We start from the raw sequence: 24561 nt of genomic DNA, 5'->3' as shown, positions 1-24561 counted from the left end.
TCTGACCGCCGTACAAAAAATGCCCGGGACGCAGGTCCCGGGCATTTTGTGTTTCAGTGCGGCGGAATCAGAACGTCACGCTGGCGCTCAGCTTGGCGGTACGCGGCTCGCCGACGTTGACTTGCAACTGGCTGCCGGTGGAGGACGGGTAGTACTGCTTGTCGAACAGGTTGTCGACGTTCAGTTGCAGTGAGGTCTTGTGCCCGAACACCGGCGACTCCCAACGCAGGAAGGCGTCGGCGACGGTGTAGCTGCTGAGCCAGAAATCATTCGCGGCATTCGCGGCCCGCTCTCCAACATAACGCGCACCGGCGCCGGCGTGCCAGGCACCGAATTCAGCCGGCACGTTCAGGTGGTGGGTCAGGTAGAGGCTGGCGGTGTGCTTGGGTGCGTCGGGCAGGCGATGACCTTCGTTTTTCGGGTCATCCAATATCTCGGTATGGGTGTAGGCGTAAGTGCCTATCAAGTCCCAGCGGTCGGCCAAGCGACCGGTGATGTCCAACTCGAGACCTTGGGAGCCGACTTTGCCGGCGGCTTCGGAGACGTCGTCAACAGTGGTCACCACGTTCTTTTTAACGATGTCGAACAGGGCGAGGTTGATGTTCAAACCTGGCAATGGATCGTACTTGGCGCCGATTTCATAGCTGCGACCCTCTTCCGGTTTGAATGTACGACGATCCTTGTCGACCACGTCATTGGGTTTGAACGACCGGCTGTAGTTGCCGTACAGCGACAGGGTTTCGGTGGCTTTGTAGACCAACCCCAGGAATGGCACGAAGGCGTCACCGTTGTCATCGCGATTGACGTCATAATCCTTGCCTAAACCTTGATCGCTGTACTGGTCGTAGTGTTGATAACGACCTCCGAACACCAGAATCCAACGGTCATCCAGATGCCAGTTATCCTTCAAATAGATCGAACTGGAATTCAACTGGTTGCGCAGATCACTGTCGGTAGAGCTGACCAGGCTTGGCTCTGGCAGATTGCCGTAGACCGGTGAAGTGATATCGAAACCAGGCTGAACTTTCCCACGGTAAGTCTTGCCCCGGAACTGATCGGACACCTGATTATCAATGCCAACCAACAGGTCATGACGCTGGCCGAACAAGTCCTGCTTACCCATGAAATCCCAGCTGGCGTAACGGGTCTCATCATCGTAATGAGCGCCATTGGCCCGTCGGCTCAACATATTTCCAGTCAGGGTAACAGGCTGCGCAATCGAAAGACTGTACCGATCATTGTTCCAACCATAAGTCACACGGGTCTTCCACGCCTCACTCAACTCATATTCGAACCGCGCCGTAGCCGTTTCGCGAATACCGACACTTTTGGCCCAAGGCTCATCCATGCGCTTGTCGTAGTCGATATCCACCGGATGCCCATTCCTGAACACCGTACCCCGGTCAAACGGATTGGAATATTCGTTGTATTCATAACTCAAATTCAACGAAGCCCGCTCCCCCGTCCAAGCCAAGGACGGCGCCACCAGCGTGCTCTCATTGACGCCATAGTTGCGCCAGTAGTCCTCATGCCCCCGCTCGGCAATCAAGCGATACGCCAGGCCGGTATCGCCCAACGGCCCGGTGGTATCCAGGGCCATGGTGCCGCCACCTTCGCTATAGGCCGAACCGCTCAAGGTGGTGCTCTGGGTGTACTCCGGCTTTTTGCTGATGACGTTGACCAAGCCACCGGGTTCCAGCGCGCCGTACAGCATCGAGGCCGGGCCCTTGAGCACTTCGACCCGCTCGGTGGTGGCACTGAAGTTGTGCCCCAGGTTCGAACGCACGCCGTCGCGCAGGATCGAGCCATCGTCATTGGTACCGAAACCACGCTTGACCAGCGAGTCCCGCGAACCGCCCAGGGTATTGCCCTGGCTGACACCGCTGACGAACTTCATCGCGTCGTTCAGCGAGCGCACCTGGTAGTCCGCCAAGGTCTGCTGGGTTACCACATTGATCGACTGCGCTTCTTCCTTGATCGGTACATCGCTCTTGCTCGCCGTACTGGCTTGCGACGTCGTATAGCCCTCGTCCTGAGTGACGCGACTGCCCTGGATGTCCGTGGCGGGCAGCTCGAGAGAGTCCTGCGCCCACAATGGGCTTGCAATGAAGCAGCAGGACAAGGTTGGCAATACACACTTGATGAAGACATTGCGATTTGCGAGGGGGGTGGAACGATTCAAGACGCGCACTCTGGAAGGGACGTTAATGAGAGCAAATATACTTTGAGAATCATTCCCAGTAAATCTTTTGTATCAAATGTAATTCCCCAAACCCTGTGTGAACGGGCTTGACCTCACAGGGTGATATCAAATAGCCCTATTGTCCTAAAGCTTTTGCGCTCGCGGTCGAATGTATTCCATTGAGAGATTTTTTTGCCCAGGAGCGGTGGCATGCAGACGTTGAAGGCCTTGTACGAGTCTATCGAGATGCAGTTTTTCGATACGCTCACCAAAAAGCTGTCGAGCCTTTTCCTGCTGGTGCTGGTCAGTGGCTTGCTCTATTGGGTAGCCCTCAGCGCCCGCGCCGAGATCCTGCTGTTGTTGCGCAACGCGCAACTGGACGGTGCCTTGCTCGGGCAGATCGAAGGCCGGCTCGATAGCCTGACCCATGCCCTGCTCTTCGGCGCGGTCCTGACGCTGGGCATGATCAGCTTCATGGTCTGGTATTTCCACCACCTCATCGTGCGCCCTGTCACCGCCATGACCAAGGCCCTGGAAGAGATCGCCAACGGCGAAGGCGACTTGTCCAAGGACCTGCCGCTGGTGACCCACGACGAGATCCGCGTGCTGGCCGGCACCTGCAACCGTTTCCTGGCCAAGCAGCGAGAGATCATCAGCAACGTCCAGGCGCTGACCGTGCACATCGCCGTCGAGTCGGCCCGCTCGTTGAAGAACATCAGCGACTCCAGCGACAGTGCCACCCACCAGGCCCGCTTCGCCAAGGAAGTGATGGACCAGAGCAACACCGCCGTGGGCCGCATCGAAGAAGTCTCGCGCCAGACCCAGGGCATCTCCAGCACCACCGCCCAGAACCTGAGCATGGCCCGCGACTCTTACGCCGAGCTGCTGGAAGTGACCGGCAACATCAGTGAAATCTCCAACAGCCTCGGTGAATTCGCCACCCTGGTGAGCGCCCTGAACCAGCGTTCCTCGAGCATCAAGTCGATTGTCGGGTTGATCCAGCAGATCTCCGCCCAGACCAACCTGCTGGCCCTCAATGCCGCCATCGAAGCGGCCCGGGCCGGCGAAAGCGGTCGTGGCTTCGCGGTGGTGGCCGATGAAGTGCGCACCTTGGCCCAGAACGTCAGTCGGGCCACCGACGATATCTCGCGCAACATCGACGCCATGCTCGAGGAAGTCAGCTCCACCCACGAGCAAACCACGCAGATCAGCCACAGCGCCCGGGAAACCCAGAAAGTGGTGGAACGCGCCTCCGGCCATTTCGAAAGCATGATCGGCGATTTCGAATCCACCAACGGCAAGCTGGCGGACATCGCCACCCATATCCAAGAGTTCGCCGACAGCAACACGGGGATCAACGACCGGGTCACCCAGATCCACGCCGACAGCCAGTTGATCGACCAGCGCATGCAGCATTCGGCGACGGCCACCCGCGACCTGTCCGGCGTGGCCGAAAAGGTCCAGGCGTTGCTAGGTCGCTTCGTGCTCGGCCACGGCAAGCTGGACGCTGCCATTACCCGCGCCAGCGAGTGCCGCGATAACTTGCAGGTTCGTCTGGAAGCCCTGCAAGGCGAAGGCCTGAACCTGTTCGATCAGAATTACCAGCTGATACCCGGCACCGATCCCAAGCAGTACATGGCCAGCTATACCGAACGCTTTGCCCAGGTCTGCCAGGAAGAATGCGACAAACTCACCCGCAGCACGCCGGGTGGCAAGGTTTCGTTCATTGTCGACAGCAAGGGCTATTGCCCGGTGAACAACAGCTGGGTCTCGAAGCCGCCGACCGGCGACCGGACGGTGGATTTGCCGGTGTGCCGCAACAAGCGGATCTTCAACGACCCGATCGGCCTGCGCGCGGCGGGCAACGTCCAGCGCTTCCTGCTACAGACCTACCTGCGCGATACCGGGGAAATCATGACCGAGATCGACGTCCCGTTCTTCTTCGGCGGCCGCCATTGGGGCAATCTGCGAGTGGGGTTCGATGCGGCGGTGTTGCTGGCGGAGTGATGGTGCGGTAGCACGACTCCTGCTCCGCCCACAAGGGTTCTGTGGTGTATGCAAATCCTGAGACCACCTCAAACAACTGTGGGAGCGAGCCTGCTCGCGATCGCGGTGGGTCAGCCACATTATCTGTTAACTGACACTACGCCTTCGCGAGCAAGCCCGCTCCCACAAGGAGTTATCTCAACCCAAGCGATGCTTCAACAGCACTTGGGCCCACCCTTGCCGCCGTAACGGGCCTCCTGGCGTTCGCGAAAGAACGCCTCGTAGTCCATCAACGGCTTGTCCGGGTGTTTGGTCTGCATGTGCTCGACGTAGTTGTCGTAGTCGGGCATGCCGACCATCAGGCGGGCGGCCTGACCGAGGTATTTACCCAGGCGACTCAAGTCATTGAACATCGTTGCAATCCTCTCAAGCGTCCGGCAGTGCCTGGAATGGCGCTTCTTTGTCCGTGCGTTCCTTGGTGCCCCAGGCGGCGATGCCGACCTTGAGCGCGTAGAACAGGATGCTGAAGACCACGAACAGGAACAACACCGTCAGCGTCGCGTTGGTGTAGGCGTTGAACACCACGTGCTGCATCTGCTCGATGCTCTTGGCCGGGGCCAGGATCTGACCGGCGGCCAGGGCATCGTTGTATTTGCGTGCCAGGGCCAGGAAGCCGATCGCCGGGTTGGCGTCGAACAGCTTGATCAGGCCCGCGGTGGTGGTGCAGATCAGCAGCCAGGACGCCGGCAGCAGCGTGACCCAGACGTAGCGCTGGCGCTTCATCTTGATCAGCACCACGGTGGCGAGCATCAGCGCGATACCGGCCAGCATCTGGTTGGAGATGCCGAACAACGGCCACAAGGTGTTGATGCCGCCCAGCGGATCGATCACGCCCTGGTACAGCAGGTAGCCCCACAGCGCCACGCAACCGGCGGTGGCGATCAGGTTGGCCGGCCAGGATTCGGTACGTTTGAGCGAAGGCACGAACGAGCCGAGCAGATCCTGCAGCATGAACCGCCCGGCACGGGTGCCGGCGTCCACCGCCGTGAGGATGAACAGCGCCTCGAACAGGATCGCGAAGTGGTACCAGAACGCCATGGTGTTTTCACCCGGCAGCACCGAGTGCAGGATCTGTGCGATCCCCACCGCCAGGGTCGGCGCACCGCCGGCACGGGCCAGGATGGTGGTCTCGCCGATGTCCTTGGCCACCGCTTGCAGCGCCTCTGGCGTGATGGCGAAGCCCCAACTGCTGACAGTCTGGGCCACGGCCACCACGTCACCGCCGACGATCGCCGCCGGGCTGTTCATGGCGAAGTACACGCCTGGCTCGATCACCGAAGCGGCGACCATGGCCATGATCGCCACGAAGGATTCCATCAGCATGCCGCCGTAACCGATGTAGCGGGCGTTGGTTTCGTTATCCAGCAGCTTGGGCGTGGTGCCCGAGGAGATCAGCGCATGGAAGCCCGAGACCGCGCCGCAGGCGATGGTGATGAACAGGAACGGGAACAGCCCGCCCTTCCACACCGGCCCGGTGCCGTCGGTGAACTGGGTCAGCGCCGGCATTTTCAGCTCGGGCATGGTCACCAGGATACCGATGGCCAGGGCGACGATGGTGCCGATCTTGAGGAAGGTCGACAGGTAGTCCCGCGGCGCCAGGATCAGCCACACCGGCAGTACCGCCGCGACAAAACCGTAGCCGATCAGCATCCAGGTGATCTGGATCCCGGTGAAGGTGAAGGCCTTGGCCCAGACCGGGTCGGCGGCGATCTGCCCGCCCAGCCAGATCGAGCCCAGCAGCAACAGCACGCCGATGAGCGAGATCTCACCGATGCGGCCCGGGCGGATGTAGCGCATGTAGAGGCCCATGAACATCGCGATCGGGATGGTCGCCATCACCGTGAAGATCCCCCACGGGCTCTCGGCCAGGGCCTTGACCACGATCAGCGCCAGCACCGCGAGGATGATGATCATGATCAGGAAGCAGCCGAACAGCGCGATGGTGCCGGGGATGCGGCCCATTTCCTCGCGGACCATGTCGCCCAGGGAGCGCCCGTTGCGGCGGGTGGACAGGAACAGGACCATGAAGTCCTGCACCGCACCGGCCAGCACCACGCCGGCGATCAGCCAGAGCGTACCGGGCAGGTAGCCCATCTGCGCCGCCAGCACCGGCCCGACCAGCGGCCCCGCGCCGGCAATGGCCGCGAAGTGGTGGCCGAAGAGAATGTGTTTGTTGGTCGGGACATAGTCCAGCCCATCGTTGTTGAGCACGGCGGGGGTGGCCCGGCGCGCATCGAGTTGCATCACGTTGTTGGCGATGAAGAGGCTGTAGTAGCGGTAGGCGACCAGGTAGATGGCCACGGCTGCGACGACGATCCAGAGGGCGTTGATCGGTTCGCCGCGGCGCAAGGCCACGACACTCAACGCACAGGCTCCTAGAACAGCCACGGCAAACCAGGCGAGGTGTTTAACCAGACGGGTTGTCATTGCGTGTCTCCTGCCGATATCCAGTGGATTGCGGCGATTGTTTTTATAGTGTGCCCCGGCTATTCGGAGCCGGCCCAATATCCCTGCAATGGGTCAATAAATAAATCCGTAGTACTACGTAGAACCCCAATTTCCCCTGTGGGAGCAAGGCTTGCCCGCGATAGAGTCAATTCGGTCTTTCATACACCGCGGCGCCTGCATCGCGAGCAAGCTTTGCTCCCACATGTCTTGCGCCACAGGTTTTATGCCTCACCCATGGGTTTGGCATATGATGCCGCCATTGGCCTCCCCGCCGAGCCCGGACAGGAGTACAGATGCTGCTCAAACACAAAATCGTCGCCCTCGGGATTCTGCCGCTGGTCCTGGCCATCGCCGTCATCTGCGCCCTGGTGATCTCGCTCAACCGCCAGTTGGGCGACCAGCAGGCGCAACTGATCGAAGACAGCATCCTGGCGAGCAAGCGCGCCGAGCTGAAGAACTATGTCGAAATGGCGCAGAGCCTGATCGCTCCGCTGTATGACAACGGCCAGGGCGACGAGCGCGCGCAACAGCAGGTACTGGAAGAACTGCGCAAGCTCAGCTTCGGCATCAACGGCTATTTTTTCGTGTATGACCGCCAGGGCCGCAGCCTGATGCATGCCCGCCAATCGGAGCTGGTGGGGCAATACCTCTGGGACATGAAGGATCCCCACGGCCTGCCGGTCATCCAGGCATTGCTCAAAAGCGCCGAGTCAGGCGAAGGGTTCCAGCGCTATGCCTGGAACAAACCCTCCTCCGGCCAGGTGACCGACAAGCTGGCCTATGTCGTAATGCTGGATAAATGGGGCTGGATGCTCGGCACCGGGATTTACCTGGAGGACGTCGAACGCGCCACCCAGCAAGCCCGCGACGAAGTTGCCCAGGGCATCCACAGCACCATGCAAGCCATCGCCGCGATCGCGTTGGTGGCGGTCCTGCTGGTATTTGCCGGCGGCATGACCCTCAACGTCAGCGAACATCGCCTGGCCGACAAAAAGCTGCAGCGCCTGAACCAGCGCATCGTCAGCTTGCAGGAAGAGGAACGCTCGCGGGTTTCTCGCGAACTGCATGACGGCATCAGCCAACTGCTGGTATCGATAAAATTCCAGTTCGAACTGGCCAGCCATGTGTTGGAGAACGGCCAGGAAAACGGCCTGGGCATTCTGAAAAATGCCACCGAGCGGCTGGGCGAAGCCATCGGCGAGATCCGTAGCATCTCCCACGACTTGCGCTCGTCACTGCTCGACACCCTGGGCCTGCCCGCCGCCATCGGCCAGCTCGCCACCGAATTCCAACAACGCAGCGGGCTGGAAGTGTCCTACCGAAGCAACGAATTCGATTGCCGCCTCGAAAATGGCGCCCCTGTCTCGCTGTTTCGTATTGCCCAGGAAGCCCTGACCAATATCGAGCGCCATGCCGGGGCGAAAAGTGTCGGCATCACCCTGTTCGGCTCCAGCCAGTCCTTGCGCCTGACGGTGGTCGACGATGGGATGGGGTTCAACGTCCCGCAAGTGGAACGCGGCCATGCCGGCATCGGCCTGCGTAACATCCGCGAACGGGTCGAGCATTTCGGCGGACGCCTGGAAGTGACCTCGGTGCCGGGCCGCAGCGAGCTGGACATCCTGCTGCCCATGAACCTCTCGGTCACGGAAAGCTGATGCGCCCCCATTCCAACAAGAGCACCTGCCGATGAACCTGCCCCCCGTGATTCGCGTTGCGCTGGTCGACGACCACTCTCTGGTTCGCGACGGCATCAGGGCCCTGCTCTCGGTGATGCCGCAGCTGGATGTGGTGGGCGAAGCCGAGAACGGCGCGCAGGCGATCGAAATGGTCGGTCGCTGCCAGCCGGATCTGCTGCTGATGGACATCGGCCTCAAGGACAAGAACGGCCTCGAGCTGACCCGGCTGCTGGGCAAGCAATACCCCAGCCTCAAGATCCTGATCCTCAGCATGTACGACAATTACGAGTACGTGAGTGAGTCCGTGCGTTCCGGTGCCAGCGGCTATGTGCTCAAGAATGCGCCGTCGCGGGAGATCATCGCGGCCATCGAAGCCATCATCAGCGGCGGCACTTTCTACAGTGCCGAGATTGCCCAGCGACTCGCCACCGACCCAAACACCGATAACGAGCTGACGCCGCGCGAAAGCCAGGTGTTGTACAAAATGGTCCAGGGCCTGAACAACAAGGAAATGGCCCGCGAACTGGACATCAGCGTACGGACCGTTGAAACCCATCGCCTGAGCATCCGCCGCAAGCTGAACATCGACAAGCCCGCAGCCCTGGTGAAATACGCGATCGATCACGGGATCATTTCCCGCTAGAAAAACCGTTGTGGCGAGGGAGCTTGCTCCCGCTCGGTTGCGCAGCGACCGTAAAATATTGGGGTCGCTGCGCAACCCAGCGGGAGCAAGCTCCCTCACCACAGGTTATTCATTTCAATCGGCGTGGTAATAGCCCGGCAACTCAAGATCATCCAACAGGCCTGGACCGCTTGGCGTCCAGCCCAGCAAGGCACGGGTGTACTGGCTGGACACCGCCATGTTCGCGCCCGCCATGTGGGCGAACCAACCGAAGTGCTCGCGCTCCCGGGACTCGACCGGCAACCCCAGACCACGACCGATTGCCAGGGCAATGTCCTTGAACGACACCGCCTCGTCGGCGACGGCGTGGTAGACGGACTGCGTCACGCCCTGTTCCAGCGCCAGCCGATAGACCCGTGCGGCGTCCAGCCGATGCACACCCGACCAGCAGTGACTGCCATCCCCGAGGTAGGCCGAGACGCCCGTCTCCCGGGCCAGGCGAATCAGGATAGGAACGAACCCATGGTCGCCGAGGCCATGGACCGAAGGGGCCAGCCGTACTGTCGCGACCCGCACCCCGCGCTCGACCAGCGCCCGGGCCGCCGTTTCGGATTTACGTGGCGAGGCCGGGCTGGGAACCTCCAGCTCGCTCGCCCCCCGCGTCAGACCCAACAGGCCGGACGTCACCAGCAAAGGTCGCTCGGATCCTTGCAGCGCGCTGCCCAAGGTTTCGATCACATGGCGATCCTGCTCAGCGTTCTCGACAAACCGCGAGAAATCATGATTGAACGCCGTGTGAATCACCGCATCCGCCGCCGAGGCGGCCTGGTGCAGCACGTCGAGGTCATCCAGCGTCCCACGGATCACCTTAGCGCCGGTCCCGGCCAGTGCTGCTGCCTTGTCATCGGAACGGGCCAGGCCCGTGACCTGATGGCCGGCATCGATCAATTCCTGGACCACGGCAGATCCAACCCAGCCCGTGGCACCGGTAACGAATACGTGCATGTGCAATGCTCCTGTTCTAAAAAGCGAGATCGAAAATCTTATAACCCATCGAAAGCTCAGGATTTGTATAGAACTTGTGCTTCCCGCCCTCTGAGCAGCATCAAGGCCACTGCGAAGGACAGTGCAACGGCGATGGCGCCACCCAGGTAAACCGCACCGATCCCCCAGCCACTCGCCAACAACCCGGCCAGCGGGCTGGTGATACCCAGGGAAATATCCAGGAACGCGACGTAGGCGCCCATGGCAAGACCGCGTGCCTGCGGCGGTGCTCGCCGTACCGCTTCCACGCCGAAGCCGGGAAACGCCAGGGAATAACCGAAACCGGTGAATGCCGCGCCCAAATAGGCAATGGTCGCGGTGTCGGCACCCCAGATCAGCAGCAGCCCAACGGTTTCGATCAATACGCAGACCAGCGCGACCAGGGCGCCACCGATCTTGTCCGGAAGGTGCCCGAAAAGCAGGCGCGCCGCGATGAACGCCACACCGAACGCCGTGAACGCCAAGGATGAATTGCCCCAATCCCTGGCCGCGAACAACAGCGCGATAAAGGCCGTAACGACACCGAAGCCCACGCTGCAAAACGCCAACCCCAGGCCTGGCACCCACACGGCGCCCATCACTTTGTAGAACGGTGCTCGCCGGGTCGCCGTGGGCGCCACAGCCCGGACACCCGTGACAATCGCCAGCGCCAGCAGCGGGATAAAAATCGTCGCGACGGCAATGCCCGTGAACCCCCAGCCGGTATTCAGCGCCACGCCGAGCGGAGCGCCCAGGGCATACGCGCCGTACATGGCGATACCATTCCATGCCATGACCTTGCCGGCATGCTGCGCACCGACCAGGCCGATGCCCCAGCCCAACGCGCCAGTGACGATCAGGCTTTCACCCAGCGCCAGCAGGACACGTCCGCCCAGCAGCAGCCAGACCGAAGTGACAGGCGCGGCAACGAACGCCAGGGAAACCAGATAAATCAACCCGGAAACCGCCGCAGTCACCAGGCCAACCATGACAGCGCGCTTGCCGCCGCGCATGTCGGCGAAGTTACCGGCCCAGGCGCGGGACAACAGCGCCGCGGCGAATTGCGCGCCGACCACCAGGCCGATGACCAGCGTACCCATGCCCAGCGTGTCATGCAGGTGAAGGGGCAAGACCGGCAATTGCATGCCCAGGGTGAGAAAACCGATGAATACCGTCAGTGTGAGTGGCAACAGCTTGAGCACCGGCTTGGCGTCAGCGGTTGCCTGAGGCGCCAAGGAGGCGCCCTGATGAACGTTTTTTTGAGTCATAACCCTGCTCACAGAAAGGATGCGATGTGACGTTGAACGTTGTTCGTGGAGCCGACTAGAATGCGATCAATTCGTCGCATTCAAGATACGAATAATCCGTCGCATTTCCTATTCGCATTCCCTTCCGAGGCTCATGCCTGTATGTCCGAACGCTCAAGCCCGCAGATTTCCTCGCGTAAACAACCGAAACAGGCACGCTCCACCGAGCTCGTCGCCGCCGTTCTGGAGGCGGCTGTTCAGGTTTTGGCGACCCAGGGCGCGGCCCGTTTCACCGTGGCCCGGGTTGCCGAGCGAGCGGGCGTCAGCGTCGGCTCGGTGTACCAGTACTTCCCGAACAAAGCGGCGATCCTGTTTCGGCTGCAAAGTGATGAATGGCGGCAAACCAGCGATATGCTGCGCGAGATTCTTGAAGACAACCGCAATCCGCCCTTCGAGCGGCTACGTACCCTCGTGCGGGCGTTCATCCAGTCCGAATGCGACGAGGCCCAGATACGCGTCGCGCTCAACGACGCCGCACCGCTCTACCGCGACGCCCCCGAGCACCACGCGGCGCGAATGTCGGTGCAGCAGTCGGTGGACGCTTTCATGCTGCAGGCACTGCCAACCGTCCCGACACAAACCCGTGCCCTGGCAGGAGACCTGGTAATCACGACGCTCAGCACCGTGGGCAAGCGATTTTCATCAGCGCCCCGCTCCCCCGTGGAAGTTGCCACCTATAGCGACGCCATGGCCGATATGTTCTGCGCCTACCTGGAAAGCTTGCAGCGATGCCCGCTTTGAGACTGCTCTGTGTCGATTGTTCGTCAGCAATGCTCCAGTGACAGCCCGTCGACACTTTTACTACACTCCCCGATCTTGTTCCCCTGCGCTGTGAGACGTCCCATCACTATGAAAACCATAACAAGCTCGATGACGCTCTGTGGCCTGTTGGCGCTTTCTTGCGCTGCTCTCGCCGAGCCGGCCCCCTCGCTCCTGGACCAGGTCCTGCAACGCGGCGAACTGAAGGTGTGCACCACCGGCGACTACAAGCCCTATACCTTTAAAACCACAACCGGCGAATACGAAGGCATCGACATCGACATGGCCCGCTCGCTGGCCGCCAGCCTGGGCGTCAAGGTGCAATGGGTGCAGACCACCTGGAAAACCCTGATGCCGGACATGGTTGCAGGTCAATGCGACATCGGCATGGGTGGGATTTCGGTGACGCTGGAGCGCCAGAAGAAAGCCTATTTCAGTACCACCCTGGACGTGGATGGCAAGATCCCGCTGGTGCGTTGCGAAGACCAGGAGCGTTACCAGACTATCGAGCAGATGAACCAGCCTTCGGTTCGCCTGGTCGAGCCAGCTGGCGGCACCAACGAAGCCTTCGTACGGGCGTTCCTGCCCAACGGCCAGCTCAGCTTCCACGACAACGTGACCATCTTCCAGCAACTGCTGGACAAGAAAGCCGACGTGATGATTACCGACGCTTCGGAAGCGCTCTACCAGCAGAAACTCAAGCCCGGCCTGTGCGCTGTCAACCCGACCCGCTACCTGCAATATGGCGAGAAGGCCTACCTGCTGCCACGGGACGACACCACCTGGAAGATGTACGTCGATCAGTGGCTGCACCTGAGCAAGGCCAATGGCAGTTACCAGAAAGTGATTGGGCAGTGGCTGGCCGTTCCAGCCGCCCAATGACCGTTCGCTGACGAAACAAAAAACCAGTGGGAGCGAGCTTGCTCGCGATGGCGTCAGGTCAGTCACATTGATCTTGGCTGACACTCGGCTATCGCGAGCAGGCTCGCTCCCACAGGACTGGATCGATCAAGCCTGATTTTGACGTCAGGCCCATTCACCTCACTGCGCCGACCGCACCTTGGCGATCTCCTCGTACATCGTCTTCACCAGGTCGCCATCCAGGGATTTAGCGAACTTGTCGACCACCGGTTTCACCCGCTCGCGCAAGCGATCTTTCTCGGCTGGGCTGATTTCATTGACGGTCATCGCAGCGGCCAACGTGGCCTTGGCCTTGTCCATGCTCGCCGCCGTGACTTCACGCTGGAATGTTTGCGCCTCGGCCGCGGCCGCGCGAATCATTGCCTTTTCATCATCGTTGAGACGGCTCCAGGTTTTCTGGCTGATGATCAACGACTGCGGGTTAAAGATGTGGCCCGTCACGGAAAGGTACTTCTGCACCTCGTAGAACTTGTTGCCCTCGATCACCGTGAAAGGGTTTTCCTGGCCGTCGATGGTGTGCTGCTCAAGGCCGGTGTAGACCTCGGGGAACGCCATCGGCACGGGGTTGGCACCCAGAGCAGAGAAGGTTTCCAGATAGATCGGCGACTGGATGACTCGGATCTTCAGGCCCTGCATGTCCTCGAGCCGGGTCACCGGGTGCTTGCTGTTGGTCAGGTTACGAAAACCCAGGTCCCAGTAACCCAGCCCTACCAGCCCCTTGCTGTCCAGTTGCGCCGCCAGTTTCTGCCCGACCGGCCCATCGATGACCGCATGGGCCTCCTCGACGTTATTGAACAGGAACGGGAAATCGAGCATGGCGTAATCCGGTGCCTGGGCGGCCAGGATGCCGGAGTTGAGCACGGTGATGTCCAGCGTGCCGCCCTGCAACGCCGACACGGTTTGCACGTCGCCGCCCAACGTACCGCCGGGGAACAGGCGGACCTTGATCTTGCCGCCGCTCTTTTCGCCGAGCAGGTCTGCGAACTTCTGCGCGCCCTGGCCCTGGGGGTGTTCCTTGACGTTCTGGAAAGCGAATCGCAAGGTCCGCTCGCGGATCTCGTCCGCGTGGCTGGCCACACCGGTCAACAGCAAGCCCGTCGCGCACGCCCCGGCCAGCAGGGTTTTCATCAGTTTTCCCATGTCACTCTCCGATCATTATTGTTTTTAAGGTCGAGCCAGACGGCACCGCTGTCATCCGGTGAAGAACTTCAACGGCCCCAGGACCAGCTGCGGAAACAGGACCAACAGGAACAGCACCACAAACTGCGCAAACATGAACGGCCACACCCCGCGGACGATTTCCTCGAAGTCCAGCTTGGCCACCCCGCACACCACGTTGAGCACCGTGCCCACGGGCGGCGTGATCAGGCCGATGGCGGTGTTGATCAGGAACAGCACACCGAAGTACACCGGGTCGATCCCCGCCTGGATGACGGCAGGCATCAGCACCGGGGTAAGAATGAGAATGGTCGGGGTCATGTCCATCACCGTCCCCACCAGGATGATCAGCACCATCATCACCAGCAGCAGAAGGGTCTGGTTGTCCATGAAGGGCGCCAGCAGTTCCGCCAACTGCCCCGGCAGATCGGCGATGGTCACCAGCCACGATGAAACCATCGCCGCGGCCACCAGCAGCATCACCACCGAGGTGGTCTTGGCCGAGGACAGGATCACTTCGTACAACTGGCTGACTTTCATTTCCCGGTAGATCACCAGGGACACGAACAGCGAATAGACCGCCGCGACCACGGCTGCTTCCGTGGGGGTGAAGATGCCGAACTTGAGGCCCAGGATGATGATCAAGGGCAGGCCCATTGCCCAACTGCCGTCGAGCAACGTGCGCAGCACTTCGGCACGGGAACGCTTGGGCGGCGTCTCGACATTCTCGCGGCGGGAAATGAACCACCAGGCAACAGCCAGCGAAGCCCCGAGCAGCAGGCCCGGCACAATACCGGCCAGGAACAGCTTGGAAATCGACACCCCCGACGCCACGCCAAAGACGATAAAGCCAATACTCGGCGGAATGACCGGCGCGATGATGCTACCGGCGGCGATCAGGCCGGCCGAGCGCCCTCGGTTGTGTCCGGCCAGCACCATCATCGGCACCAGCAACGCCGCCAGTGCCGCCGCATCGGCCACTGCCGAACCGGAGAGTGACGCCAGCAGGCAGGAAGCGATGATCGCCACGTAACCAAGGCCACCGCGCTTATGCCCCACCAGCGCCATGGCAATGTTGACGATGCGTTTGGACAGGCCTCCGACGTTCATGATTTCACCGGCCAACATGAAGAACGGCACGGCCATCAGCGGGAAGCTATCCGCGCCATTGAGCAGGTTCTGGGCAATGATTTGCGCGTCGAACAGATCCAGGTAAACCATCAACGCCACGCTGACCACCAGCAAGGCAAACGCGATGGGCATTCCCAGCGCCATGCTACCCATCAGAGACCCGAGGAAAATAACCAGCGTCATGGGCGGGCACTCTTTGTAGGGTCAGGGGTAATGGGGTTATGTGTGATCACCTCGGCATCGTTGTCCTTGACCATCACCAGCTCGTCATCCCCGAGTTTGCCGAACAGCGCCAGGTAGAGTTCATAGAGCAGGATCGGTGCGGCACTGGCGCCAAACACCAGGCCAGCACCGTAGAACAGTGCCATGGACAACCCCGACGCCGGGGCGACGACATGCAGGTTGATCGCTGCCTGTTGCCAGCTACCACTGAAGATCAGCCAGCAGATGTACAACATCAGCAGATGGCCGATGACCAGGCAGATGCGCTTGCCTGTTGGCGGCAAGCGCTTGACCAGGCTGTCCATGCCCAGGTGAGCACGGTCCTTGAGCGCCACCAGGGCACCGAGAAAAATCATCCAGACGAAGAACCAGCGCGACAGCTCCTCCGACACACTGATGCCCGAGTTGAAGGCGTAGCGCAGCACCACATTGCCGAACACCAGCACGATCATTGCGATCATGCACAACACGATCAGCAGCTTGAGCAGCTTGAAATACAGATCCACGACTTTTGTCATCCTGAAGACCTCCGAGACTTGCCGAGCGCCGACATCTCAATGGCGCGATAAGACCGCAACAGCGTGGGCCGCTAACGGATCGAACCTGAGAGGTTGGAAGGTGTTCCTGGACTGGAACAACGGATCGAGGGGAAGACGTGCGGCGCTCGCGGACGGATAGGCATGGGGTATTCCTGTTTTTTTATTATGGTCTTGGCCACGTCAGGCAAGACAGGTTGCCGCTAAAATGTACCACCCGGTTAGTTTGGTCAATAACCTAGATAGGTGTAGATCACAAAGCGTGCGATTATCGGTCGCAATGGAGAACACCTGAACGGCACTTGGATTTGGATGGGCCGCCCCATGCAACTTTCTTATCGTAATTAATAACTCTACCTGGGAGCGTGATGACAGCAACGTGCCTTTGGACCATTAGTATAAAAGCTCAAAATAAATTGAACTTTCACCCAACAGCCAACTTCACCTCCCAGTAACTAACCAATTTAATAACTCCATCACGACGACTTACAGGCGTCATTCCAATGACACGTCGCGCCGCGACTAAGCGTGGAATTAGGCGCCAAAAAAACCACGGCGCCGCCCTCCTCAACCGCAACAGGACATTAAACCGGCGCTTAACAATTTAAAAACCCTTCAATATCAATAGGTAATTTAACTTAGAACAACCACGCAAGGCTCCCCTGCCCGACCAATAAAAAGCCCTCTAAAAAATTATTAATAACCCCCCGCATATAAACCTTTGCGCCCGCGATCTTTAATGCTATTAATCTGCCGCCCCGACCTGCAAGATGCCACTACGTCACTTCCTGTGTACGTTAAACCGCTGTCTGACAACGGGCTGTTACTCAACTTAAATCGCTTGCTTGCTCGAACGCCTCATCGCGTCCGGGCGAGCTGTTGTGCGGCGCAGCAAACTGCGCGAGGAAGGGCGTCATCGCAACTAATCATCCCCGAATCAAGGTCCTCTCGATCTTCGGTACCCGTCCGGAAGCCATCAAGATGGCGCCCCTGGTCAAGGCCCTCGCCGCCGAACCGGGCATTGAGTCGCTGATCTGCGTCACCGGCCAGCATCAGAGCATGCTCAAGCAAGTGCTGGATCTGTTCGATCTCAAGGCCGATTTCACTCTCGACGTGATGACGCCCCACCAGACGCTCAACTCCTTGACCGCCGCGTTGTACGCGGCCATCGACCCGGTACTGGAGCAGACCCGCCCCGATCGGGTGCTGGTCCACGGCGACACCACTTCGGCCATGGTGGCTTCAATGGCCGCCTTCCACCGACGCATCCCTGTAGGCCACGTGGAAGCCGGGCTGCGCACCGGAGACATCTATAGCCCTTGGCCGGAAGAAATGAACCGCCGGTGCATCGACCTCAGCGCCGACCTGCTGTTTGCCCCCACCGGACAATCACGCGACAACCTGCTGGGCGAACGCCTGCAAGGCCGTTGCCTGGTGACCGGCAACACAGTGATCGACGCGCTGCAACTGACTGCCCGGCGCATCGATGAGGATGCCCGGTTGCGTGCCGAACTGGACCAACAGTTCCCGTTCCTGCAAACCCGACGCAAGTTGCTGCTGGTGACCGGCCACCGCCGGGAAAACTTCGGCGAGGGTTTCCTGGACATCTGCAAGGCCTTGCGTCACCTGGCCCAGCGGCCGGATATCCAGATCGTCTACCCAGTGCATCTCAATCCCAACGTACTGGGTCCAGTGACCGAACAACTGGGCGAATTGCTCAATGTGCATTTGATCAAGCCGCTGGACTACCTGGCGTTCGTGCGCCTGATGCAACACGCCCATGTCATCCTCACCGACTCCGGTGGCGTGCAGGAAGAAGCCCCGTCCCTGGGCAAACCGGTGCTGGTGATGCGCGACGTTACCGAACGCCCTGAAGCGGTGGCGGCGGGCACGGTACGCCTGGTCGGCACCTCGCCGGCCTCGATCATCGCCGGCGTGGACGCACTGTTCGACGATGACACGTTGTGGCGCCGCGCCTCACAGGCGGCCAACCCTTATGGCGATGGCAAGGCCAGCCAACGCATTGTCGATACCCTGATGGGACGCCCGGTCGACGACTTCGTCGTCACCCCGCTGCCTGCACAGCGGTCAGTCGATACGTCACTGTCCGAGCCACGCGAATTGCTCGCCGATTTCAACTGACCACTGCTATTTCCCTTATCAGATCGAGACTTGCCTGAATGAAGCCTTCCGTTGCCATCCCTACGGGTGCGCTCAGCGCCCTTGCCTGTGGCTTGAGCCTGCTCGCGCTCATGCCGACTTTTGCCCTGGCCGCGGACAGCCCGCTGACCCAGGCCATTCATCGACTCAACGCCGATACTCGGCAGACGCGTGAGGTGCGCTTGAGCGACCTGGGCATTACGGCTCCGATCCTCTTGGGCGCCAGCGACGCACGTCGCGAGCTCTATCTGCCGGTACCTGCGGGAGTTATCCTCGATGACGCGACGCTGCAACTGGACGCCAGCTACCTCAATGGCGAAGGTGGTCGCAACACCCTGCTGCTGTCCCTCGACGGCTACCCGGTGCGCGCTGAAGGGCTCAGCGAGGCACAAGGCGATGCCAGCGCCACACTTGGCGTCGACAAGGCCGCGCGTGACAACGGCCTGGTGCGCCTGGGCATTGCCTGGTCCTCGGTGGTGTCTCGGCCATTGTGCGAAGACGACCGGGTCATCGGCAATGTGCTGCGCATCCAACCCGAGACGCGCCTGAACTACAGCTATGACGCCAGCCAGTTGCGCGATGTCGGTGCGGCTTGGGCGGCCCTGCCCGGCGAACCCGGCATCCTCGTCGCCCCCGGCTCGTTGTCCGCCGCCAGCTACGATTCGGCCTGGCGCCTGGGCGTGGCGCTGGAGCGCATCGGCAAACACAGCCGCATCCTGCCTTTCCCTGCGGTGCAGGACAGCGTCGACCTGGGCAGCCTGCGCATCCCTGCCGAGCTATTGGTCATTCCAGCCTTCGCCAGCCTCAACGGCAAAGGCCCGCACACCTTGGCCAACCCGGCCGAGATCGGCGCACTGCTGGTGTTGGGCCAGACCCCGAACGTACAGGCCGACCTGGCGATCAACGACCCGCAACTGCTCAAGGCCATCAACCAATCCCTGGACGCCTTGCAAAGCCAGGTCCAAGGCCTCGACACGACGGCAGCCAGTGCCCTGACTCAATGGCGCGAACAGCACGTCAACGCAGCACTGGCGAGCGCCGGCACCGACAATGTAAGCCTGGCCCTGCTGGGTACCCGCCCGGTACTGATGATCGCCCCGCAATCCACCGACAAGGCCTTGTCGCTGCTCGGTTCGGCCTGGAGCAAACTGGCACGAAGTCGCCAACTGACCGTCAGCGAAGCGCAAACGCCGTTGAGCGACGATGGCCGTGTGGCCCTGTCGCGACTGGGCGGCGCCCCCGGCAACTTCGACGTGGCCTCGCGATTCGATTGGAGCACCTCGTTCCCCTTGGGCAGCGTGGCTTATGACGGTCGCCTGCCCGTCACCGCCGTGGTGGACGTCTCCGCGGCCCCGGGAGCTTCCGCTACAGCGCCGGTGGCGTCGCTGTTTTTCAATGACTTCCTGATCGGTGCGCAGCAACTGACCACCGACGGTGCGTCGCAGCGCATCCAGGCGCATATCCCGCGCTACGCCCTGGGCTCGAAAAACACCTTGCGCGTATCGTTCCAACGCCAGCCGGTCAGCGATCGCTGCCTGGAAACGCCGCAAGCCTTCCCGGTGTCGGTCCTGCCGACCAGCCATATCATCCTGGAAAAAACCTCGCTGGACGACGACTTCTCCGGCATGGCCGCGCGCTTCGCCGTGGACACTCAGATCCTGGTGCCCCAGGCCTACCTTGACCATCCGGCCAGCAGCCTGGCGCGGGTCATTTCGGTGGCCGATAGCAGCGGTGTCTCGCCACTGCGCGCGCAGCTCAAGGTCAGCACTGACCCCAAAGCCGTCGTCAGCCCGGACAAGCCCTTCCTGGCCTTCGAGTTGCCGCTCAAGGACAGCCAGGAATCGGTCCTGGTCGACGAGCAAGGTCGCCTGCGCATCAACCACAAGGACCAAGTGCTGCTGGACGTCCAGCCCCTCAACCAATTGGCCTCGCTGCAAGTGGTGCAGACCGCGGGCCAGCACGGCCTGGTCTACCGGGCCCTGGGCAACCAGCCGCCAAGCCTGGCCAAACCGATTGTGCTGACCCGTGGCGACGTGGCGATCCTGGGCAACAACGGCGCCGTGGCGACCTTCGATACCCAGGACCCGAGCGGTAGCCTGTTGATCGGCCGCGAGGAACCCAAGGGGCTGGATGCCTGGCGTAAACCTTCGCTGCTCTGGCTGATCCCGGGCGGCATTATCCTGTTCCTCCTCTTGTTGCTGGCCGGCCGTAGCGCCCGTCGCAATCGCCAGTAACGGTACCCTTCGATGACGTCGCTTTATTGGCCCTATTGGCTGGCCCATTACTACAACTACCTGGAGATCGCGACTATCGTGGTCGCGGTACTGATCCTGATCTCCAGCCTGGACGATCTGATCATTGACCTGTGGTACTGGTCTCGTCGCCTGTACCGCAAGTTCACCGTGGACCGCAAATACCGGCCGTTGACCGCCGAACAACTGTTGGCCCGGGACGAACAGCCCCTGGCGATCATGGTCCCGGCCTGGCTGGAATATGACGTCATCGCGCCGATGATCGAGAACATGGTGTCCACGCTCGACTACCAGAACTACGTGGTCTTCGTCGGCACGTACATCAACGACCAACGCACCATCGACGAAGTCGAGCGGATGCGCAGGCGCTACAAACAACTGCATCGGGTGGAAGTGCCCCATGCCGGGCCGACCTGCAAGGCCGACTGTTTGAACTGGGTGATCCAGGCGATTTTCCTGCATGAGAAAACCCATGGCATGACCTTCGCCGGCGTCGTTTTGCACGACAGCGAAGACGTGCTGCATCCATTGGAACTGCGACTGTTCAACTACCTGCTGCCGCGCAAGGACATGATCCAGTTGCCGGTGGTTTCGCTGGAGCGCAACTGGTACGAATGGGTCGCGGGTGTCTACATGGACGAATTCGCCGAATGGCATGGCAAGGACCTGGTAGTGCGTGAAAGCATGACCGACACCGTGCCCTCGGCCGGCGTCGGCACCTGTTTTTCCCACCGTGCCTTGCGGGTGCTGGCCGGTGAAACCGAAAACCAGCCGTTCAACACCGACAGCCTCACCGAGGACTACGACGTTGGCGCGCGCTTGGCCAAGGTGGGCATGAATGCGATCTTCGTCCGTTTCCCGGTGCAGTTCCGGGTGCTGCGCAAATCCTGGTTCCGCAAACCCTACGAATCGACCCTGACGATGCCGCTGTGCGTGCGCGAGTTTTTCCCCGACACGTTCCGCACTGCCTTCCGGCAGAAGGCCCGCTGGACCCTGGGCATCGGCTTGCAAGGCTGGGAGCAGATGGGCTGGAACGGCTCGCTGGCCAACCGATACCTGCTGTTTCGCGACCGCAAGGGGGTGGTGACGGCATTCGTGAGCATCATTGCCTACGTCATCCTGGTACAGCTGCTGGGCTTGATCATCCTGCGCAACAGCGGCTTGTGGGATATCACCTTCCCTACGCCGTTTGAAAGCAACAGTCTGGTCAAATACCTGCTGTTGGCCAACGGCGTCGCCTTGGCCTGGCGCATCGCGCACCGCTATTACTTCACCACCGTGTTGTACGGCTGGCAGCATGGCTTGCTGTCCATGCCCCGCATGCTGGTCGGCAACTTCGTCAACTTCATGGCCGCCTCCCGGGCCTGGCGCATGTTCCTGGTGGGCAAGGTGATGAATCGCAAGCTGGTCTGGGACAAGACCATGCACGACTTCCCTTCCACCGACCTGGTGGCCATTGCGCCGCGCCGCCTGGGCAGCGTGTTGCTGTCCTGGCAAGCCATCACCGACACGGACCTGCAAAGCGCCCTCGACGAACAACAGTCGCGCAACGTACCGCTGGGACGAATTCTGCTCAATAACGGCTGGCTGGACGATGAAACCCTGGCTGAAGCCATCGCGTTCCAGAATGACCTGCCCCGGGTCTTTGACGTCGCCGAAAAAGCCGCTGCCTCGGCATCCACCTTGAGCGCCGAGTTTGCCTTGCGCTGGCGAGCCGTGTCCCTGGGACGCAACGGCGAAGGCCGCGAACAGATCGCCGTCGCCAATCCCTTGCCCGACGAAGGCCTGCAACAGGTCAGCGCCGAACTGGGCAGCGAACCTGTGCAATTGATCGCGCGCGAAAGTGAAATTCTCGCGCTGTTGCGCAAGTTGCCTGCGGACAACGGTCATGCCGTACCCGATGCCCGGGCGCCGCTGCTGGGCGACCTGCTGATCGAAATGGGGCTGCTCGATCGCGACGAATTCAGTCGCGTGATGCTCCAGTACCGGCCCCAACACCACGGCCGCATCGGCGATTACCTGGTCGACAGCGGCGTGCTGCCACGCACGACGATCGAACAGGCCGTGGCCCGCCAGCACAATCTCTACCCGACGGAGCTCCCGGCATGAACCGCCCCTTCCTGACCCTTTTGGCCACGGGGCTGAGCCTGATACCTGCGTTTGCTCCTGCCGAAACGTTGCCGTTGCCATTGTCCGGCCCGGCCTATACCGCCGCCAACGACGCCTACAGCGCCTACGAACGCAAGGATTACGACCTGGCCATCGCCAAGGCACGCGAGGCCCTGCGCCTGCGTGCCGATGTGACACGCCTGAACACCCTGATCGAGTTGGCCGAGCGGGACAAGAAACGGCGCGACCACCCCCAGCCCCTGGCAGCCTCTCGTCCCGCTCGCGCGGCGCCGGGTTTCATCGCCGCATCCCAGGGATTCAAAGCCTATGACCGCGGACAATTCGGCCTGGCCGCGCAATCGGCCCGCAAGGCCGTCGCCCAGGCCCCCCGACGCCGTGACTATCGCCTGTTGCTGATCGATTCCCTGGAACGCCAACAACACCTGGAAGAAGCCGACCGCGCCACCAGCGATGCCCTTGGTGTCTTTGCCAACGACAACACGTTGTTGATGCGCCGCAAAGCCATTCGCCGTCAACTGGCCGTCCCGCTGGCGACCCAGGGTTATCGCGCCCTGGAACAAGGCAACACAGCCCTGGCCGTGGACCAGGCGCGCAAAGCGGTGGCCTGGGCCCCGGAAATCGCCGCCAACCAACAATTGCTCATCAGCGCATTGTTGGCGGCGAAGGATTACGTCTCCGCCGAACAGGCCGCTTCTGCCGCGCTGGCGGTGGACGACCGCCAAGCCGCCCCTTGGGTCTTGCGCAGCTATGCCCGTAACCGCCAGGGCAAGACGCAGGCGGCCCAGGACGATCTGAACCAAGCCCAGAGCCTTGCGGGTCTGTCGGCAAGGGAGGCTCGTGACATCCGCTCCGCCCAGGCCCAATCCACACCACCGGTCCTGCTATGTCAGGAAAGCACCTACGGTCTGACCTGCGCCATCTCGCCGGGAAACACCAACGAACAGGCTCCGCTGAGTGACCTGCAGCTTGCTTACAATTTGGTTCGGGCCGGCGACGACGAAGCAGCCCATACGGCGTTCCGCAAGGCGGACGCCACCTCTCGACTGGCACCGGCACCCGCCCAGGACGCCGCCTACAACGCCATGCGGGTCCATGAAGACGACGAGGCCGTGGCGTACTTCAAGCGCGTCATCGATGGGCAAAAAACCGCAGAGTCGCCGCTCTCCGCGCAACAGCTGTTCGATACCCGCCGCACCGTGGGTGACGTTTCGCGCACTATCGGTCTGACCAGCACCACCAGCTATCGCGGCAACAGTTCCAGTGGCCTGAGCGCCGCCCCGGGTTCCAGCAGCAGCGGCAGTCAAAGCAATGACTTGCTGCAAAACAGCACCGAGCTGTCGTGGCGTCCGCTGGGCTATCGCAATGGCCGCTTTGTCGAACTCTACGGACGCATCACCGACACTCTCTGGAGCAAGAACAGCGATTCGGACACGGGCGCGGATGCCTTGCAAGGCGCCCTCGGCGTACGGGTCAAGCCTTTCAGTTCGGTCAACATCATGGCGGCCCTTGAACGGACCTTCCCGCTCGGTTCTTCCAATGTCGACGGCGATTGGTTGGTGCGACTCGGTTACGGTTCGAGCATCGGTACCGATCTGCGGGTCGATGTGCCGAGCTGGTGGACCTCCCAGCTGTATGCCGAGGTCGGTCACTACATCGAAGACTCGCGGGATTACTTCAACAGCGAATGGCAAGTGGGCCGCAGTTATGCCATCGGCGGGACCGGTTCGCGCTGGGTGACCTTCCCCCATGTCGTCGCGGCGATCGACTACGATTCCAAGATGAAGAGCGAAGCCGGCGGTGGTTTTTCTTCCGGCGACGCGGGGGGTATCGGGATAGGAAACAACGTACGCTATTGGTTCCGGGAAGACGCCTACAACGCGCCACGTTCCTATGTGGACTTTTCCCTGCAATACCGAGCCAGGGTGTTTGGCGAGGATCGCGCCAAAGGCGTGTTCGCGCGCCTGACCTACTCCTATTGAGGACGTTGG

Annotated in this window: 17 protein-coding genes; 9 read left to right on the top strand and 8 right to left on the bottom strand. The window is 61.3% G+C overall.

Annotated features, from left to right (window positions below):
- Nucleotides 1–67 precede the first annotated feature (67 nt).
- Entirely contained in the window at nucleotides 68–2182 is a 2115-nt protein-coding gene (locus tag PSH86_RS14625; RefSeq protein ID WP_176687945.1) for a TonB-dependent siderophore receptor, read from the bottom strand.
- A 210-nt stretch (nucleotides 2183–2392) separates the two neighbouring features.
- On the opposite strand from PSH86_RS14625, the gene PSH86_RS14620 reads away from it, so the two are divergent.
- On the top strand, nucleotides 2393–4189 hold the full coding sequence (locus tag PSH86_RS14620) for a methyl-accepting chemotaxis protein (RefSeq protein ID WP_305490308.1): 1797 nt from the start codon (nucleotides 2393–2395) through the stop codon (nucleotides 4187–4189).
- A 194-nt stretch (nucleotides 4190–4383) separates the two neighbouring features.
- Here PSH86_RS14620 and PSH86_RS14615 read toward each other — a convergent pair whose 3' ends face one another.
- The gene (locus PSH86_RS14615) at nucleotides 4384–4581 is read right to left on the bottom strand and encodes a YbdD/YjiX family protein (protein ID WP_003201656.1); all 198 of its coding nucleotides are present in this window, start codon (nucleotides 4579–4581) and stop codon (nucleotides 4384–4386) included.
- A 13-nt stretch (nucleotides 4582–4594) separates the two neighbouring features.
- Nucleotides 4595–6655 carry a carbon starvation CstA family protein gene (locus PSH86_RS14610; protein ID WP_305490307.1) on the bottom strand — a complete coding sequence of 687 codons (2061 nt, stop codon included), beginning with the start codon at nucleotides 6653–6655 and terminating at the stop codon, nucleotides 4595–4597.
- 314 nt (nucleotides 6656–6969) lie between these two features.
- Here PSH86_RS14610 and PSH86_RS14605 point away from each other — a divergent pair, with 314 nt between their 5' ends.
- Together PSH86_RS14605 and PSH86_RS14600 are read left to right on the top strand one after the other, a co-directional pair.
- A complete protein-coding gene (locus PSH86_RS14605; protein ID WP_116832320.1) occupies nucleotides 6970–8331 on the top strand; it encodes a cache domain-containing protein in 1362 nt (453 codons plus the stop codon).
- Between the two features lie 31 nt (nucleotides 8332–8362).
- Nucleotides 8363–8995, top strand: a complete 633-nt coding sequence (locus tag PSH86_RS14600) for a response regulator transcription factor (protein WP_109756583.1) — start codon at nucleotides 8363–8365, stop codon at nucleotides 8993–8995.
- A 114-nt stretch (nucleotides 8996–9109) separates the two neighbouring features.
- On the opposite strand, the gene PSH86_RS14595 is transcribed toward PSH86_RS14600, so the two are convergent.
- Nucleotides 9110–9979: an SDR family oxidoreductase gene (locus PSH86_RS14595; RefSeq protein WP_305490306.1), complete on the bottom strand. Its 870-nt coding sequence runs from the start codon at nucleotides 9977–9979 to the stop codon at nucleotides 9110–9112.
- Nucleotides 9980–10035: 56 nt separating this feature from the next.
- Nucleotides 10036–11265: an arabinose transporter gene (locus PSH86_RS14590; RefSeq protein ID WP_305490305.1), complete on the bottom strand. Its 1230-nt coding sequence runs from the start codon at nucleotides 11263–11265 to the stop codon at nucleotides 10036–10038.
- A gap of 141 nt (nucleotides 11266–11406) precedes the next feature.
- On the opposite strand from PSH86_RS14590, the gene PSH86_RS14585 reads away from it, so the two are divergent.
- Together PSH86_RS14585 and PSH86_RS14580 are read left to right on the top strand one after the other, a co-directional pair.
- Nucleotides 11407–12045 carry a TetR family transcriptional regulator gene (locus PSH86_RS14585; protein WP_109756586.1) on the top strand — a complete coding sequence of 213 codons (639 nt, stop codon included), beginning with the start codon at nucleotides 11407–11409 and terminating at the stop codon, nucleotides 12043–12045.
- A gap of 108 nt (nucleotides 12046–12153) precedes the next feature.
- Nucleotides 12154–12945: a transporter substrate-binding domain-containing protein gene (locus tag PSH86_RS14580; protein ID WP_305490304.1), complete on the top strand. Its 792-nt coding sequence runs from the start codon at nucleotides 12154–12156 to the stop codon at nucleotides 12943–12945.
- 159 nt (nucleotides 12946–13104) lie between these two features.
- Here PSH86_RS14580 and PSH86_RS14575 read toward each other — a convergent pair whose 3' ends face one another.
- The 3 genes from PSH86_RS14575 to PSH86_RS14565 are packed head-to-tail and all read right to left on the bottom strand — an operon-like array spanning nucleotide 13105 to nucleotide 16013.
- Nucleotides 13105–14124 (bottom strand): TRAP transporter substrate-binding protein, encoded by a 1020-nt coding sequence (locus PSH86_RS14575; RefSeq protein WP_305490303.1) that lies wholly within the window; start codon nucleotides 14122–14124, stop codon nucleotides 13105–13107.
- Between the two features lie 51 nt (nucleotides 14125–14175).
- On the bottom strand, nucleotides 14176–15456 hold the full coding sequence (locus tag PSH86_RS14570; RefSeq protein ID WP_109756589.1) for a TRAP transporter large permease subunit: 1281 nt from the start codon (nucleotides 15454–15456) through the stop codon (nucleotides 14176–14178).
- On the bottom strand, nucleotides 15453–16013 hold the full coding sequence (locus tag PSH86_RS14565; RefSeq protein WP_163853806.1) for a TRAP transporter small permease: 561 nt from the start codon (nucleotides 16011–16013) through the stop codon (nucleotides 15453–15455). Before PSH86_RS14565 ends, PSH86_RS14570 begins: the two co-directional genes overlap by 4 nt.
- 933 nt (nucleotides 16014–16946) lie before the next feature.
- Between PSH86_RS14565 and wecB the strand changes: the two genes are divergently transcribed.
- Genes wecB through PSH86_RS14545 form a run of 4 tightly spaced genes read left to right on the top strand, consistent with a single transcriptional unit; the run spans nucleotide 16947 to nucleotide 24552 of the window.
- The gene (gene wecB, locus PSH86_RS14560; RefSeq protein ID WP_109756616.1) at nucleotides 16947–18173 is read left to right on the top strand and encodes a non-hydrolyzing UDP-N-acetylglucosamine 2-epimerase; all 1227 of its coding nucleotides are present in this window, start codon (nucleotides 16947–16949) and stop codon (nucleotides 18171–18173) included.
- A gap of 38 nt (nucleotides 18174–18211) precedes the next feature.
- Nucleotides 18212–20425: a hypothetical protein gene (locus PSH86_RS14555; protein ID WP_305490302.1), complete on the top strand. Its 2214-nt coding sequence runs from the start codon at nucleotides 18212–18214 to the stop codon at nucleotides 20423–20425.
- Between the two features lie 12 nt (nucleotides 20426–20437).
- Entirely contained in the window at nucleotides 20438–22552 is a 2115-nt protein-coding gene (locus PSH86_RS14550) for a glycosyl transferase family protein (protein WP_116832313.1), read from the top strand.
- On the top strand, nucleotides 22549–24552 hold the full coding sequence (locus PSH86_RS14545; RefSeq protein ID WP_305490301.1) for a bacteriophage N4 adsorption protein A: 2004 nt from the start codon (nucleotides 22549–22551) through the stop codon (nucleotides 24550–24552). The genes PSH86_RS14550 and PSH86_RS14545 overlap by 4 nt, the downstream gene beginning before the upstream one ends.
- Nucleotides 24553–24561: the final 9 nt, after the last annotated feature.

The sequence above is a fragment of the Pseudomonas sp. FP2300 genome, from assembly GCF_030687595.1.
In the GTDB taxonomy this organism is placed as follows: Bacteria; Pseudomonadota; Gammaproteobacteria; order Pseudomonadales; family Pseudomonadaceae; genus Aquipseudomonas; species Aquipseudomonas bijieensis.
This window is presented reverse-complemented; position numbering and strand designations above follow the sequence as displayed.